This is a genomic window from Marivirga salinae, assembly GCF_030503855.1.
GTDB classification, from domain to species: domain Bacteria; phylum Bacteroidota; class Bacteroidia; order Cytophagales; family Cyclobacteriaceae; genus Marivirga; species Marivirga salinarum.
Genome location: NZ_CP129971.1, coordinates 2,911,835 through 2,927,514 on the forward strand (window position 1 = coordinate 2,911,835; position 15,680 = coordinate 2,927,514).

A 15,680-nucleotide genomic window follows, 5' to 3' on the forward strand; every position below is an offset into this window, starting at 1 on the left:
TAAGTATCGAGTAGCTAGTAAACCTTCGGACCTACCAACTCGAAAACCTGAAAACCTGCCGACTTAGCTGACAGTCACCAAAAAATAATTCTTTTTACCCTTTTGAGCTAAAATATATTTTCCTTGTAACAAGCTTAATTCAACAGGTGCATTTGCATCTAAAACCTTCTCTTTATTGATGCTTACTCCACCACCTTTAATCATCTTTCTGGCTTCTCCTTTTGATGGAAAAACAACTCCTTGAGTCAATTCAGAAAGGAAATCCGTTACATTTTCCGTTTTATCTAAATCAGCTTTACTGATTGTTACCTGTGGCACACCTTCAAAAACACTTAATAGTGTATCTTCATCTATGCTTTGCAATTCCTCGGTAGTTGACTTTCCAAATAGGATAGAAGATGCTTTCAGTGCCATATCCAAAGCCTCCTGCGAGTGAACTCTAACAGTTAGTTCTTCTGCTAATGCTTTTTGTAAAACCCTTAAATGTGGAGCTTCATTATGTTCTTTTTCCAAAGCTTCAATTTCTTCTTTTCCTTTTGTACTGAATATTCGGATGAAATTACTCATATCTTCATCCGAAGCATTCAACCAGAATTGATAGAATTTATATGGAGATGTTTTCTTAGGGTCAAGCCAGATGTTTCCAGTTTCTGTTTTTCCAAACTTTGAACCATCCGCTTTTTTAATCAATGGACAAGTAACAGCAAAAGCTTCGCCTTGATCCATTTTCCGGATCATTTCAGTTCCAGTAGTGATGTTTCCCCACTGATCGGAACCGCCCATTTGAAGCTTACAATTCTTTTCCCTGAACAAATGAAGGAAATCATAGCCTTGCACCAATTGATAAGTGAATTCAGTGAAACTCATGCCTTCACTCGATTCTGATGATAATCTTTTCTTTACAGAATCTTTAGCCATCATATAATTTACAGTAATATGCTTTCCAACATCACGGATAAAGCCAAGAAAGCTAAAATCCTTCATCCAATCATAGTTATTCACTAATTCAGCACTATTGTCACCTTTGGCATCAAAATCCAAAAAGTTTTCAATTTGTGCTTTTAAAGAAGCTTCATTATGGCGCAAGGTTTCTTCATCCAAAAGATTTCGTTCTTGAGATTTTCCAGAAGGATCACCAATCATTCCAGTGGCGCCACCAAGTAATACAATAGGTTTATGTCCTGCATCTTGAAAATGTTTCAACATCATAACACCCACTAAATGACCAATATGAAGTGAATCGGCAGTTGGGTCGATACCAACATAAGCACTGCTCATTTCTTTAGCCAATTGTTTTTCAACTCCTGGCATCATATCATGGATCATCCCTCTCCATTGAAGCTCTTCTATAAAATTCTTTTGCATATTATTAGTAATTGAAAGTCTTGTGATTGAATAATAGCTGCAAATATAAAAGGCTTAAAAAGGAAATAATAGAAAATTAGAAAATAGATTCAAGAACCAAGATTCTAGAAACTTCCATCATCTAACTTCTGACTTACTACTTCTTAAATAATTACGAATTACGAATTTTGGAATTACGAATTGATTTCATCGCCAATATTAGTTTGTAATCAAATATCTAGTACTTTTTTGAACTCACCCGACACCCGACACCCCACATCCTTCATCCTGCTTTCACTTCAAACTTCCTACTTCCAACTTTTTTACTTCAATCTTCCGACTTCCCACTACCAACTGTTCATTTTTCGCAAAATCGGACTTAACTTGCAGCCATGTTAGCATTAGGAAAATGGAATACCTTAAAAGTAGTCAGAGAATCACCTCAAGGACTATATCTCAGCGATGGGAAGGAAGATGTATTATTGCCCAATAAATACGTCCCGCAGAATACCAAAATAGAAGATGAGATTGATGTTTTTATCTATAAAGATTCAGCTCAGCGGCCGATAGCCACCACTTTAAAACCTTTGGCTGAACTGCATCAAGCCAGACTGTTTGAAGTAATGCAAATAACAGAGGTGGGTGCTTTTGTGGATTGGGGATTGGAAAAAGAGCTTTTAATTCCATTTTCAGAGCAAACAGATGAATTGGAAGTAGGGGATTTAATTGTGGCTTATGTCACTTTAGACCCCAAAACAGAAAGAATTGTAGCTTCCATGCATATTGAATCTTTCTTGGAAACGGGTTCTGGTGATTTGAAAGAAGGGCAGGAGGTAGATTTGTTGATTTACAGAATCACAGATTTAGGCTATGAAGTAGTCATCAACCAGCAATATAAAGGCTTGGTGTATGAAAACACTGTTTTCGATCCGCTAGATATTGGAATGGAAGGAAAGGGAAAAATCAAATCCATTAGAGCAGATGGTAAAATGGATGTGCAGTGGAAGATTGAAAAAGAAGAGAAGCAAAAGGAAATTCTAGAGTTACTGAGAGACCATAATGGTTTTATGCCTTATCATGACAAATCCAAGCCGGATGAAATTTATGATGTGTTTGGGCTAAGCAAAAAAGAATTCAAAAGACAAATCGGACATCTATATAAAGTAAAGAAAATCCAGATTAAAGAGGATGGGATTTATTTGGTATAATCTTTTTGTAAAAAATGAGCACCGAATTATATCAAAACTGGAAAGAAAACAGCAAAGATTATGTTGCTCAAAACAAAGCGCTTTATCAACAATTGCGCAAAAAGAAAAAGCTTGATGATGAATTTCATGAATTAGACGCAAAGGTTTTCGAGAAAATGGATTGTCTGGATTGTGCGAATTGCTGTAAAACCACCAGCCCAATTTTCCAACAATCTGATATTGAAAGGGTTTCCAAAGCTTTGAAAATGAAAGTGCCTGAATTTATTGAAACTTATCTGCACATTGATGAAGACCAAGATTATGTACTGAATTCTGCTCCTTGTCCATTTTTAGGCTACGATAATAAATGTATAGTCTATAAAAACAGACCCACCGCCTGCAGAGAATATCCGCATACCAATCGCAAAAGAATGCATCAAATTTTGAAGAAGACTTTCAAGAATGCGGAGGTTTGTCCTGCGGTGTATGAGATTTTGGAGAGGATGAAAGCCCCCTAACCCCCAAAGGGGGGATTGGAAGCATCAACTGTTGAAATATGGTTGAGGGAAATAGTTGGAAGTTGGGTGTGGGATGAAGGGTGAATTTCGCTTTAGCGAAAAACCTTTTGTGTTCTTTTGTTTCTATTGTGGTTAAAAAAAAGTAGTATTTGTATTCTTTATAAGCCAGTCTAATGCAAGACATTCCCAATAATTATACATTTTTATTTAAGTTTTACAACAAAGGTTTACTTTCGCATTGAGACAGAGTAAGAAGGGAATTCTAGATACTAAATACTTGCAACTTGATACTGACAATCGGATAGTTTATATTCGCACCAATACTTCAATTTTATGGCAAAATCAGCAGAACAAATACTGGCAGACCTTAAAAACGGAAATTATGCACCCGTTTATTTCCTACATGGAGAGGAGCCTTATTTTATAGATTTAATCAGTAATTACATTGAAAAAAATGGGTTGGATGAAAGCGAAAAGGGCTTTAATCAGCAGGTTCTTTACGGCAAAGATGTAAAGCTTGATCAGGTGGTTTCTGCTTCCCGCTCTTTTCCAATGATGGGACAAAGGCAAGTAATCATTGTGAAGGAGGCTCAAAATCTTGGAGAATTTACTGAAAGTAATTTTGATTTTTCAATGTTTGAGAATTACTTGAAAAGCCCTCAGCCTTCAACTGTTTTGGTTTTTTGCTATAAGCACAAAAAGGTTGATAAGCGTAAAAAAATAGTTAAAACCCTCGATCAATTTTCAGTTTTATTGGAATCCAATAAGATTTATGAAAATAAAGTACCTGATTGGATTCAGAATTATGTAAAGTCAAAAGGACACAGCATCAATAGACAAGCATTATTGTTGTTGACAGAATACATCGGCAACAATCTGGAAAGACTTTCCAATGAAATCGATAAAGTATTGGTAAACTTCTCCGATCCAGTAGAAATCAATGAAGGATTGGTTCAGGAGTATGTGGGCATCAATAAGGATTTTAATATTTTTGAATTACAGAGTGCTATCATTAAAGGAGATGCTTTGAGAGCGAATAGAATAATTAATTATTTTGCATCTGATCCTAAAAATCATCCTGCAGTGGTCAATATTGCTTTTCTGCATGCTTTTTTCGCTAAAGTTTTACTCATTCATCATTCTCCTGACAAAAGTGAAAGAGGAGTGGCTTCAGCAGCAGGTGTAAATCCATTTTTCGCTAAAGATTATTTGGCAGCAAGCAGAAGATTCAATTTGAATAAAACCATTCAGAATCTGGCACATATCTTTCAAGCTGATTTAATGTTCAAGGGAGTCACTGCTAATATTACTGAGGCGCAGCTCATGAAGGAATTGGTATACAAATTGATGCATTGAAAAAATAATTGATGGATTATTCAGTTATTTAGCTGTAATAGCGTTAGATAAAATACTTAATATAAGTTGATTTTTGAAAATTAGATTTACCAGACATATCATCATAAGAATGAATAAAAATATTTTACTTCTAGGGCTCATTTTAATGTTTCCCTTTTCTCTATTTAGCCAATATGCTTTCGTTAATTCTCATGCTGATAAAATTTATCAGGATGGAATTGAATTTTTTGAGCAAAAGCAATTCACAGCGGCACAAAACAAATTTGAAGATTATCTAAAACATCAAGATAAAACCAAGCTTAAATCAGATAATGCTGAGTATTTCAGTGCGCTTATTTCAATTTATCTGTATCATGCAAATGGAGAGAAACGTGTAAAATCTTTTGTTGAATCGAATCCGACTCACCCGAAAGCATCAGAAGCCTATTTTGAATTGGGTAATTTCTATTTCAGGGAGAAAAACTATGCTAAAGCTATTCAGTATTATGAAAAGACGGATGCAGAAAAGTTAAGAGGAGAGGATAAAACCCACTATCAATTTAAAGTGGCTTATTCTTATTTCAGTAGAAGAGCATTTGAGGAAGCTTTACCTTATTTTACCCGATTGAAAAGGCGTGATAATCAATATCAATCTGCCGCAAATTATTATGCTGGTTATATAAATTTTGAGCAAAAGGATTTTGATGAGGCCCTCATTGATTTGGAAAGAGCTGCCGAAAATGATGCCTATAAAGTTTCAACGGCAAATATGATCGCCAATATCTATTATCAAAAGGGGCAATATGATGAATTGATCGATTATGCAGAGGATTTATTACCTCGATTAAGTAGATTGGAAGCACTTAATATCAAATTAATAATAGGAGATGCCTACTTTGAACAGAATAAGTTCGAGGAAGCAAACGAATATTTTGAAGAGTATAGAGACGAAAGTAAGAGCAAAATGGATAGGGAATTGCTCTATCGGATGGGATACGTAGCCTATCAACTAAAAGACTATGAAGAGGCTATCAAACTTTTTGAAGAAGTGGGTATTGCCAAAGATTCACTTTCACAATTTAATGCTTATTATTTAGGTGAATTATATCTTAAGAACGAAAATTATCGCTTTGCAGCCAATGCATATGAGCAAGCAAAACTCTTGAATTTTAATAAAGATATCGCTCAGGAAAGCCATTTTCAATTAGCGAAATTATATTTAAAACAGGGAAACACGACTTCTGCAGTAAATGAACTCTCTACTTTTATTGAAAAATATCCTAAAAGCAGTTATATAACGCAGGCTAATGAATTATTGAGCGAGGCTTATTTAAATTCCAATGCCTATGAACAAGCTATTGATTTTCTGGAAGCTATAGATAATAAATCCTTAAAATTGAAAGCAGCTTATCAGAAAGTTACTTTCTACCAAGGGGCTGAATTCTTTAATCAAGCTAATTATTACCGAGCCATGCAGTTATTCCAAAAATCAGTGGATTATCCTCAGAATAAATCATTGCTAGGGGAGACTTATTTTTGGATGGGAGAGTCCTATTCTACTGGAAAAAAATATAAAGAAGCTATTTCATCTTATGAGAAGTCTATGAGGAATAGTAATAGTTCGGATGGTTGGTATGCTAATTTGAATTATGGTGTAGCTCATGCTTATTATAATGATAAGCAATTCGAAAAATCATTACAGTATTTCAAAGATTATTTGAAAAAGGGAAAATCAGCTACTTATTATCAAGATGCTGTTATTCGATTGGCCGATTGCTATTATGTGACTAAAAATTACCAATTGGCTATCAATTATTATCAAAAAGCCATTGATGAAAGGAATTCTAATATTGATTATGCCTATTTCCAAAAAGGAGTGGTCAATAGTATAAATGGAGAAAATAAATTAGCCAATCAGAGCTTTGATAAGGTTATTAGAGACTATTCCAATTCAAATTATTACGATAATGCAGTATTTCAAAAAGCGCAATTAGCTTTTGAATCAGGTCAATATCAAACGGCAATTAGTGGTTTTTCTGATTTATTGAAAAATTTACCACAAAGTCCTTTGCGGCCATTTGCATATTCAAAAAGGGCGTTAGCCTATTTTAATTTACAAGAATATGAGCAAGCAGAAGACGATTACACTATGATTTTGCAAAATTATCTGACTCATTCCACTGCAAATGGTGCATTAGCAGGTTTGCAAGAATTGTATTCTATCATGAATAAGGAAGGAGATTTGGATCAATACTTAACAGCATATAAAAATGCCAACCCTAATGATGGGGAAGTCACCAAAATTGAATTTGATGCAGCCCAATCGCTCTACTTCAATCAAAAGTATGATAGAGCTATTTCATCTTTCAAAGCATATATAGATAATTATCCTGAACATTCATTAACTGCTGAAGCCAGATATTATTTAGCAGATTCATATTATAGAAATAGCCAATTTGATCAAGCTTTAGAATTATTTTATCAGGTTGTTGATGATAATAACACTTCATTCAATAAACGATCAATTCAAAAAATAGCAGAAATTGAACTGGAGAAAGAAGAATTCGATAAAGCTCGATTGTATTTCACCAAACTTTTGGATCAAGCGGAAAATAAGAAGGATAAATACAATGCATATACTGGTTTGCTAGAAATTGCCAAAAGAAATTCGGATTACAGCAAGATGATTATGTATGCAGATTTAATTCTGGAGGAAGCAGCCGTAAATGCTAATGCAATCAATGAGGCCTATCTCAATAAAGGTATGGCAAATTACTATCAAGGAAAATATGATGAAGCAAAAGTAAGCTTTCAAAATGCAGTTAATGCTGCTAAGGATGAATATGCTGCTGAATCTCAATATATGATTGCTCTAATGCAATATAACTCGAAAGACTACCAGGAATCCATTAATACTTTATTTGAATTGAACAAAAACTTTGGCTCTTATGCAAAATGGTTAGGTAAATCATTTTTGTTGATTGCAGATAACTATTTTGCGATGGGTGAAATCTTTCAAGCTAAGGCTACTTTAAATTCTATAATTGAAAATTCAGATTCTAGAGTTTTAAAAGATGAGGCGAAATTAAAGCTTGACATTATTGAACAATCTGAAGGAGATAAAAAATCTGAGCAGGATAGTTCGAAAAATACCCTTGAAATGGAAGAAGTAATTGAAAATGACTCTACAAAAAATTAATATGCTAAAATATATTTTATTCATCATATTTTTCTTTCCTCTTACTGCAATAGGGCAGGATAACTGGGATCAAGAGGGAGACTTAAAGGATTCTCAAGTAATCATTGAGAAAAACCGTAAGATTGATTTACCGCGAATTAATAGAGATTTTAAGAAGGTACCTGAGATTAAAAATAATCAATCAGCTTTAGATGTAGAATTTAATTCAAGGCAGTTTATTCCTAATCTCAATAGTTTAGCTCCTCGGATTAGAGTGTTAACTATTCAGGATGAAAAACTAGAAAAGCTTTATGCCAATCAAGTAAAAATTGGAGGTGGAAACTATGGTGCATTATATTTAGAAGGAAATTTTGCTAGTAAGAGAAGCAAGGATAAGAGTTTTGGACTAAATGTTTTTCATCAAAGTTTTGCAAATGGTGCAATTGATAAAGGAAATTCAGGTTCAGGATACCAAAGAGTAAATCCTTATGGAAAGATGATTTTTCAAAAGGCAGTATTAGATGCAGAGGCTTTTTATGAAAGACATAATAATTTTTTATATGGATATGACACCGCTTTATATTCTGAGGTAGATAGGGATTCATTACAAAGAACTTTTCATACCATTGGTGCATCAGTTTCATTAAAAGACCAAAATGAAACTAGCCGGTATCATTACAATCTTGAAACAGATATTTATCAATTATTTACAAACATTAATAACAAAGAGTTTTCATTTGACTACGATATTGAGAATGAATTTGACATAAATGATGATTTCGCTATTTACCTTAATTCAGATGGATATATCAGCAATTTAAAATTTGACGAGTTGGATTCAGCTCAAAATCGGAATTTGCTCAGATTTAAGCCAGGGGTAAAGTTTACAAGAGAGAATCTAAGAATTGGTTTGGGCTTTAATATGGTTCATGAGAATGACACTTTGGAAGGTATGAATAAATTCCATGTTTTTCCAGATTTAAATATCATTTATACTCCATTCGATAAATTGAGTGTTTTTGGTGGTCTTAAGGGAGATGTCCGTGCTAATCGATATAGAGATTTACTAATGGAAAATCCATATTTAGATAACACAGTAAATATTTATAATACATTGATGCCTTTCCAATTTTATGGAGGTTTAAGAGGCTCAGTAAATAATTTCCTGGGATATGAAGCAGGTTTTAGTCTTTCTTCTGTTCGTAATAATTTTGGTTATGAGGCAGTTTATAATGAAAACCAAGGAGAAATCAGATATAGAACTAAATATTTTAATCAAAATAATACAGAAGCCAATGTTTATGCATCTATATCAACAAATATTAATAAACTGAAATTGAATCTTAGGGGTGACTATTATTATTACAATGTAGGAGAAACCCAATTAATGCCATTTCGACCTAATTTCCGTTTGAAATTTAACACAGATTATTGGGTAGTAGATAAGTTAAAGATTGGATTAAATGCTCATTTGCAAGGCAGTATGAATAATGCCAATACCTTTGTACAGGAAAATGCAAATTATTCATTCAATATCGATGAATCTATACCGCCCATCTATGATTTAGGAATAAAGTTAGGGTATCAACTAAGCAATAGGAGTCAGGTTTTCTTACATGCTAATAACCTGATAGCCAATAAATACGAGTATTATTTGGGGTATCCTAACCGTGGTTTTCAAATTTTAGGCGGGTTCACATATTCATTTTAATGTTTTTAATATCAATAATTGCCATTATATTTGATTCTTATAGTTAAATCTACTTATAATTGAGTATTGATTTTATTGAAAAATAATAGTTTATTGATAAAGTATTATAATTATTTAATACTTTTAAGCTAGAATAAACCTTAAAATACCAGAATATGGCCAAGAAGGACAAAAAAGACGAAGAGTATAAGGACGAAAACTTACATAATGAGCCGGAACAAGATGATGAAGATTTCGGGCTTCCTGATTTAGATGATGATTCTGATTCAGATAAAGATAGTTCATCTACCACAGAAGAATCTGAACAAGAAACTTCATTTGACACTTCTGAAACTTCAGAGGAGCCAATTGCTTCCGATTATGAACAAGAGGATGATGAATATGATCCAGATCCTTTCGGAGATGATGAAGAAGAAGAGCCAGTATCCACTTATACACCACCGAAAAAACAATCTGCAGCACCTATTATCATTACATTATCTATAATTGTAATCTTAGCTTGTGTATTGGTTTATTTTTTCTTTTTGAGAGAGCCTGAAAAGGAGCCAGTTGCTCAAAAGCCTGTTAAGGATACAACTTCTTATGTAGTAGAAAAGCCTGTAGAGCCTGAGCCAGAAGTGATTGAACCTGAAGAACCTTCAGTTGGAGTTGTGAATACACTAAACTCAAGAACAGGTCGTTCATATGTTGTTGTGGGTAGTTTTTTTGATGAAGATCTAGCTCAAGACTATGCAGATAAGCTTACAAAAGACGGCACTAATGCTTATATTATTCCGCCATTTGGAAAAAGTAAATTCAATAGAGTAGCTATTGAAGAAACTGAAAGCTTTGCAGCAGCAAGTACTAGAGCTACAGAATTATCAGGACAATTTAAAGAACAACCTTGGCCATTGAAATATTGATATATAAAATATGACACTATTACAAGTTACCACCGCTGCAGACTCTGCAATGGTAAACGCTTCTGACAGCAGCGTTAATTTGTTCGACTTACTTTTAAAAGGGGGATATGTTATGATTCCCCTTTTGTTATTATCAGCTGCCGCAATTGCTATTTTTGTGGAGCGTGTTTTAACCATTAAAAAATCTTCGAAAACACCTGCTGGATTGTTAAACCAAGTGAAATCATTGGTTTCTGAAGGTAAAATTGATCAAGCAAAGATGATGTGCTCTCAAAATGAAACACCCATTGCCAAAATGTTGGAAAAAGGGGTTTCAAGAATTGGAAGCCCATTAAAGAATATTGAGGTCTCTATTGAGAACGTTGGAAAAATTGAAATTTACCGATTAGAAAAGAATTTATCATTATTGGCCACCATTTCTGGTGCTGCTCCTATGATTGGATTCTTAGGAACTGTAACGGGTATGATTCAAGCTTTTATAGCTATCGCTCAAGAAGAAGGTTCTGTAAGTCCTAAATTGCTTTCTGAAGGGATTTATGAAGCTATGATTACTACTGCAGTTGGTTTATCAGTGGGGATTATTGCTTACTTAGGCTATAATTATTTAGTAACCCAAGTACAGAAGGTAATTCATAAAATGGAATATACTTCAGTTGAGTTTATTGATTTACTTCAAGAATCTAAATAAGACGCTATGTCAATGAAATCCAGACATCAGGTTGACCCAGCTTTCAGTATGTCATCTATGACTGATATTATATTTCTGTTGTTGATTTTCTTCATGTTGACCTCTTCTTTCATCACACCATCAGGATTACCTGTAAATTTACCTTCAAGTAAATCCACGAATATTGTAATGCAAAAAGTGAGTGTTACTATAACAAAAGACATGTTGTATTTCGTTAATGATAAAAGAGTAGCCGTTTCTGATATAGAAACAGCTATCAAAAGAGAATTAAGAAATGCAGACGAAGGTGTAGTAGTATTGCACATAGACAAAAGTGTTCCTACTGAACATTTAGTAAGAGTTGCAGGTATAGCTTCGTCTTTAAAAGCAAAAGTATCGATTGCAGCACAGCCAAATGAGTGATTATGCACATAGGGAAAAGAAAAATCGGATAATTGGAATATCCGTATCGGTAGGGCTCCATATTTTGTTGCTTCTGCTATTCCTGTGGGTTACCGCTTGGAAAGAACCCTTTCCTCCAAATCCTGAATACGGAATTGAATTAAATATAGGAATGGATAATAGTGGCTCAGGAAATGAGCCAGTTTCTGGTCAAGAAACTGAAGAAATAGAAGAAACACCTACCGAAGAGGCCGAAGAATCAATTGAAGAAGAAATAGAAGAAACTACAGAGTCAGAGACAAATGATGTTGTAGAAGAAGTGTCAGAACCTGCCGAGGAAGTTGTAGAAGAAGCGGTAACTGAGGAAGAAGCTCCGGTAAAAGTTGAGGATACTCCAACAGAAAAGGCCAAAGAAACTCCAAAACAGGAAGAAAAAGAAGAAAAGAAGGAAGAGCCAAAAGCCAATCCAAATGCACTGTTCCCTGGTGATAATACTTCCCAAGGAGAAACTAATGATGATAGTGGTGACCAAGGTAATCCAGAGGGTGAAGTGGATGCAGAAGCGATGATGGGACCTCAAGGTGGTGGGAGCGGCAGTAAATTGGATATGTCAGGATGGAGATGGGATTCACCTCCTAGACCAAATGACCCTACTCAACAAAGCGGGAAAATTGTCTTTGAAATACGAGTAGATAATAATGGTGAAGTAATTTCAGTAAGAGCCATAGAAACTACAGTGTCAGCAGAAGTTGTAAAAATTTATCAGGATGAAGTGGCTAAATTATCTTTTAGCAGAACTTCAGGAGGAAAAACAGCTCCTCAATCAAAAGGAACCATTACATTTTTGATACGCTCGAATTAAATCTTAGAATTTATAATATCCTATGACATACCAAGAAGCGGAAGCTTTTTTATTTGAACAATTACCCATGTTTCAAAGGGTAGGAGGTTCAGCCTACAAAAAAGATTTACATAATACTGTAGCTTTATTGGAAGTATTAGGCAATCCTCATCAAAAAGGAAAATATATTCATGTAGCCGGAACAAACGGAAAAGGAAGTACGGCTTCATTTTTGGCTTCCGTTTTGAAAGAGTCTGGTTATAAAACTGGACTTTATACTTCTCCTCATCTTAAAAGTTTTACTGAAAGAATGAGGATAAATGGTATCCCGATATCAAAAGAAGAGGTAATTGGATATGTAGAAAAATTCAAACCCATCATTGAAGAATTAAGCCCCTCTTTTTTTGAATTGACCACTGCCATGGCTTTTGATTATTTTGCCAAACAAGAAGTCGATATTGCAGTGATTGAAGTAGGCATGGGTGGAAGATTAGATTGCACCAATGTAATTCAACCAGAGGTGTCTATTATTACACAAATTGGATTGGATCATCAGCAATTTCTAGGAAATACGCTAGAAGAAATCACAAAAGAAAAAGCTGGAATTATAAAAGATAAAACATCTATAGTTTGTTCAGTTATAGAAAATGAACTTAAGTTAAGTATTAAAGATACTGCAAAAGCTAAAAATGCTCCATTTATTGACAGTAATCTGCTGTATAGAGTTTCCATACGAGAGGAGTCTATTCCAAACTGGAAATTAGCTGCTGAAAATCTTAACACTTCAGATGTTGTTGAATTTGAATCCGGGCTATCAGCAAGCTATCAATTACAAAATTTAAGGGGCGTTTTTGCTGCTTTAGATATTTTGAAAGATAAAGGATATTCAATGACCAATGAGAATATCAAAAATGGTTTAAAGAATGTTATAGAGAATTCAGGAATTAAAGGAAGGTGGCAAAGGATACTGAATGAGAAATCCAAAACAAAGATTATTGCAGATACTGGACATAACATCCCCGCTTTTGAACATATTGTAAAGATGTTGGGGAATGAAGCATTTGATCAGTTACATTTTGTTTTTGCGACAGTTAATGACAAGAAATTAGATGGGGTTTTGGATTTGCTTCCTAAAAATGCCGTATATTATTTCACACAGGCTAATATTCCTCGTGCATTAGATGCAAATGAATTAAAAAAAACAGCTAGTGAATTTGGCTTAATTGGAAATTCTTATCCTACTGTAGCCGAAGCATTTGAGAATGCACAAAAAAATGCAACTGATAAGGACTTAATATTTATAGGAGGTTCTACCTTTGCAGTAGCGGAAATTCCCAATTTGTAAATATGAGTAGACAAAAATTAAAGCGGTTTGATGATTTAAGAAATCGCCACAATGTAATTGAGTATGATGATGATAGGTTTCCAAATATAAAATCAAATTGGGGAAAAGAGATTTTTGGTAATTCTAACCCCATAAATTTAGAATTAGCTTGTGGAAGGGGGGAATATTCTATTGGCTTAGCTAAGGAGTTTCCTAAAGAAAACTTTATAGGTATTGATATAAAAGGCGAGCGTTTGTGGCAAGGAAGCTCAAAAGCAATTGAGGAAGGCTTAGAAAATGTTGCATTTGCCCGAAATTTCATTTTAGACTTAGAGCAAATGTTTTCTGAGGGTGAAGTGAATGATGTCTGGATCATTCATCCTGACCCGAGACCTAGAGACCGTGATGAAAAAAGAAGGCTGACTTTTCACCGATTTCTAGAGATTTACAAAAGAATTCAGGGAGGGAAAGGACGAGTTTATTTTAAAACTGATAATACAGACTTATTTAATTGGACACTAAATGAAGTATTGCCAGTAAGAGATGACATTAAAGATTTGCATTTTACGGATGATTTGCATAATTCTGTATATTTAAGGGAACATTATGGAATCTCTACCCGATATGAAAGAAAATTTTCAAAAGTAGGGGAAACCATAAAATATTTAAGATTTGAATGGAAAGCTTAAAAGATAAATTACAGAGCCCTGCTTTTTTGATGTATGTGCTTTATTTTCTCACTGCATTAGTCTTAGTGTTATTTTTAGATAAAGGAACTTTTTTGTTTTGGCTAAACCAAAGACATAATCCGTTTGGAGATGTCTTTTTTAGTTATGTTACCCTCTTAGGGGAGGCACATATTTTCGTGATTGCAGGTATCATACTCTTACTCTATAGAATTTACTATGCAATTTTACTGACTTTGACAGGAATTATTCATTATATAATCGTACAATTTCTAAAAATTATAGTTTTTGATGCTCATAGACCTTCTCTTAAATTTGAAGAGTCCCTGTCATCATTTAACCTAGTGGAAGGAATAGAGTTACATTCGCATTACAGTATGCCAAGCGGACATACTGCTTCTGCTTTTGCACTTGCCACTATCTTGATTCTGCTGACCAAAAATAAATTATTGCAAGTCATTTACATGCTATTAGCTATTTTAGTTGCTATTTCCAGAGTTTATTTATTTCAGCATTTCATGGTAGATACTGTAGTTGGAGCCACTATCGGGCTTTTAGTCTCAGGAATTATTTGGTGGTATTTATCTTTTAAAAACCCATACCTTCTTTACAATATCAATCCTTTACATAAAGGTTTAATTTTCAATAGATGATTATAAATGGAATAGAAATAGCTCCAGGAGAGGAAAAAGTGGTCGATGTTAACATTGCCCGATTGCCTTCTCACACTACAATTGATGTATCCATTACTATTGCCAGATCCACTGAACCTGGGCCAGTTTTATTATTAATGGGAGGTTTACATGGTGATGAAATTAATGGTTCTGAGATAGTAAGAAGAATGATTGAGAAAAATGATCATATTCCTAAAATTGGAACAGTGATTTGTATTCCTATCATCAATGTTTATGGTTTTATATATTTTTCACGTTATGTACCTGATGGGAAAGATGTAAATAGATCCTTCCCAGGTAATAGAAATGGCTCTTTGGCTTCTCGAATGGCTAATTTTCTTACCAAAGAAATATTACCAATAATCGACTATGGAATTGATTTTCATACCGGTGGGGCTGATAGAACTAATTATCCTCAGGTTAGGTGTATGATGAAGGATCCGAAAAACGTGGAGCTAGCAGAAGCTTTTCATGCGCCTTTCACTTTAGATTCAAAATTTCGTCCAAACTCATTGCGTCAAACAGCAAACAAATTCGGTAAAAATATATTAGTTTATGAAGGTGGCGAGTCTTCTCGTTTTGATGAGTTTGCCATTCGAGAAGGTATAAAAGGCGCTAGAAGATTGATGCAACACTTGGAGATGCGTGAATTTGCAGAAAAAGCAGATTATGAAAACCTTGTTATTAAAAATTCTTCATGGGTGAGGGCTAGAAGATCTGGTGTTTTTCTTTCGGCAGTAAAAAGCGGAGAAAAAATCAAGAAAAATCAGTTGTTGGGACACATTAATGACCCATTTGGAGGATTTAAAAATAAAGTCACTTCTACGGTAAATGGATATGTTATTGGATTAAATCACAATCCAATAATTCATGAAGGCGATGCTTTAATGCATTTAGGAGTAATTAAATAA

At 34.2% G+C, this 15,680-nt stretch carries 14 protein-coding genes; 13 read left to right on the forward strand and 1 reads right to left on the reverse strand.

Translation table 11 applies throughout. The features are described from left to right. Positions 1 to 63: 63 nt before the first annotated feature. Positions 64 to 1,365 carry a tyrosine--tRNA ligase gene (tyrS, locus tag QYS49_RS12210; RefSeq protein WP_308347601.1) on the reverse strand — a complete coding sequence of 434 codons (1,302 nt, stop codon included), beginning with the start codon at positions 1,363 to 1,365 and terminating at the stop codon, positions 64 to 66. A gap of 371 nt (positions 1,366 to 1,736) precedes the next feature. On the opposite strand from tyrS, the gene QYS49_RS12215 reads away from it, so the two are divergent. The 13 genes from QYS49_RS12215 to QYS49_RS12275 all read left to right on the forward strand — a co-directional run bounded on the left by QYS49_RS12215 (position 1,737) and on the right by QYS49_RS12275 (position 15,680). After that, the gene (locus QYS49_RS12215) at positions 1,737 to 2,552 is read left to right on the forward strand and encodes a CvfB family protein (RefSeq protein WP_308347602.1); all 816 of its coding nucleotides are present in this window, start codon (positions 1,737 to 1,739) and stop codon (positions 2,550 to 2,552) included. Between the two features lie 14 nt (positions 2,553 to 2,566). Continuing rightward, the gene (locus QYS49_RS12220) at positions 2,567 to 3,049 is read left to right on the forward strand and encodes a YkgJ family cysteine cluster protein (RefSeq protein WP_308347603.1); all 483 of its coding nucleotides are present in this window, start codon (positions 2,567 to 2,569) and stop codon (positions 3,047 to 3,049) included. A 333-nt stretch (positions 3,050 to 3,382) separates the two neighbouring features. Further along, on the forward strand, positions 3,383 to 4,405 hold the full coding sequence (holA, locus tag QYS49_RS12225; protein WP_308347604.1) for a DNA polymerase III subunit delta: 1,023 nt from the start codon (positions 3,383 to 3,385) through the stop codon (positions 4,403 to 4,405). A gap of 109 nt (positions 4,406 to 4,514) precedes the next feature. Then, positions 4,515 to 7,583 carry a tetratricopeptide repeat protein gene (locus QYS49_RS12230; protein ID WP_308347605.1) on the forward strand — a complete coding sequence of 1,023 codons (3,069 nt, stop codon included), beginning with the start codon at positions 4,515 to 4,517 and terminating at the stop codon, positions 7,581 to 7,583. Continuing rightward, positions 7,564 to 9,273: a TonB-dependent receptor gene (locus QYS49_RS12235; protein WP_308347607.1), complete on the forward strand. Its 1,710-nt coding sequence runs from the start codon at positions 7,564 to 7,566 to the stop codon at positions 9,271 to 9,273. The genes QYS49_RS12230 and QYS49_RS12235 overlap by 20 nt, the downstream gene beginning before the upstream one ends. A gap of 155 nt (positions 9,274 to 9,428) precedes the next feature. Beyond that, the gene (locus tag QYS49_RS12240; protein ID WP_308347608.1) at positions 9,429 to 10,175 is read left to right on the forward strand and encodes an SPOR domain-containing protein; all 747 of its coding nucleotides are present in this window, start codon (positions 9,429 to 9,431) and stop codon (positions 10,173 to 10,175) included. A gap of 10 nt (positions 10,176 to 10,185) precedes the next feature. After that, complete coding sequence (locus QYS49_RS12245) at positions 10,186 to 10,863, forward strand: MotA/TolQ/ExbB proton channel family protein (protein WP_308347609.1); 678 nt, start codon at positions 10,186 to 10,188, stop codon at positions 10,861 to 10,863. Between the two features lie 6 nt (positions 10,864 to 10,869). Beyond that, on the forward strand, positions 10,870 to 11,265 hold the full coding sequence (locus QYS49_RS12250) for an ExbD/TolR family protein (RefSeq protein ID WP_308347610.1): 396 nt from the start codon (positions 10,870 to 10,872) through the stop codon (positions 11,263 to 11,265). Continuing rightward, positions 11,258 to 12,106: a hypothetical protein gene (locus QYS49_RS12255; RefSeq protein WP_308347611.1), complete on the forward strand. Its 849-nt coding sequence runs from the start codon at positions 11,258 to 11,260 to the stop codon at positions 12,104 to 12,106. The genes QYS49_RS12250 and QYS49_RS12255 overlap by 8 nt, the downstream gene beginning before the upstream one ends. Positions 12,107 to 12,128: 22 nt before the next feature. After that, positions 12,129 to 13,430: a bifunctional folylpolyglutamate synthase/dihydrofolate synthase gene (locus tag QYS49_RS12260; protein WP_308347613.1), complete on the forward strand. Its 1,302-nt coding sequence runs from the start codon at positions 12,129 to 12,131 to the stop codon at positions 13,428 to 13,430. Between the two features lie 2 nt (positions 13,431 to 13,432). Further along, the gene (gene trmB, locus QYS49_RS12265) at positions 13,433 to 14,098 is read left to right on the forward strand and encodes a tRNA (guanosine(46)-N7)-methyltransferase TrmB (protein WP_308347614.1); all 666 of its coding nucleotides are present in this window, start codon (positions 13,433 to 13,435) and stop codon (positions 14,096 to 14,098) included. Further along, entirely contained in the window at positions 14,086 to 14,748 is a 663-nt protein-coding gene (locus QYS49_RS12270; protein ID WP_308347616.1) for a phosphatase PAP2 family protein, read from the forward strand. The genes trmB and QYS49_RS12270 overlap by 13 nt, the downstream gene beginning before the upstream one ends. Then, on the forward strand, positions 14,745 to 15,680 hold the full coding sequence (locus tag QYS49_RS12275) for a succinylglutamate desuccinylase/aspartoacylase family protein (protein WP_308347618.1): 936 nt from the start codon (positions 14,745 to 14,747) through the stop codon (positions 15,678 to 15,680). Before QYS49_RS12270 ends, QYS49_RS12275 begins: the two co-directional genes overlap by 4 nt.

Coding starts and splice junctions, on each gene's coding strand:
- tyrS (WP_308347601.1), bottom strand. CDS start 1,365: ATGCAAAAGAATTTTATAGAAGAGCTTCAATGGAGAGGGATGATCCAT.
- QYS49_RS12215 (WP_308347602.1), top strand. CDS start 1,737: ATGTTAGCATTAGGAAAATGGAATACCTTAAAAGTAGTCAGAGAATCA.
- QYS49_RS12220 (WP_308347603.1), top strand. CDS start 2,567: ATGAGCACCGAATTATATCAAAACTGGAAAGAAAACAGCAAAGATTAT.
- holA (WP_308347604.1), top strand. CDS start 3,383: ATGGCAAAATCAGCAGAACAAATACTGGCAGACCTTAAAAACGGAAAT.
- QYS49_RS12230 (WP_308347605.1), top strand. CDS start 4,515: ATGAATAAAAATATTTTACTTCTAGGGCTCATTTTAATGTTTCCCTTT.
- QYS49_RS12235 (WP_308347607.1), top strand. CDS start 7,564: ATGACTCTACAAAAAATTAATATGCTAAAATATATTTTATTCATCATA.
- QYS49_RS12240 (WP_308347608.1), top strand. CDS start 9,429: ATGGCCAAGAAGGACAAAAAAGACGAAGAGTATAAGGACGAAAACTTA.
- QYS49_RS12245 (WP_308347609.1), top strand. CDS start 10,186: ATGACACTATTACAAGTTACCACCGCTGCAGACTCTGCAATGGTAAAC.
- QYS49_RS12250 (WP_308347610.1), top strand. CDS start 10,870: ATGTCAATGAAATCCAGACATCAGGTTGACCCAGCTTTCAGTATGTCA.
- QYS49_RS12255 (WP_308347611.1), top strand. CDS start 11,258: ATGAGTGATTATGCACATAGGGAAAAGAAAAATCGGATAATTGGAATA.
- QYS49_RS12260 (WP_308347613.1), top strand. CDS start 12,129: ATGACATACCAAGAAGCGGAAGCTTTTTTATTTGAACAATTACCCATG.
- trmB (WP_308347614.1), top strand. CDS start 13,433: ATGAGTAGACAAAAATTAAAGCGGTTTGATGATTTAAGAAATCGCCAC.
- QYS49_RS12270 (WP_308347616.1), top strand. CDS start 14,086: ATGGAAAGCTTAAAAGATAAATTACAGAGCCCTGCTTTTTTGATGTAT.
- QYS49_RS12275 (WP_308347618.1), top strand. CDS start 14,745: ATGATTATAAATGGAATAGAAATAGCTCCAGGAGAGGAAAAAGTGGTC.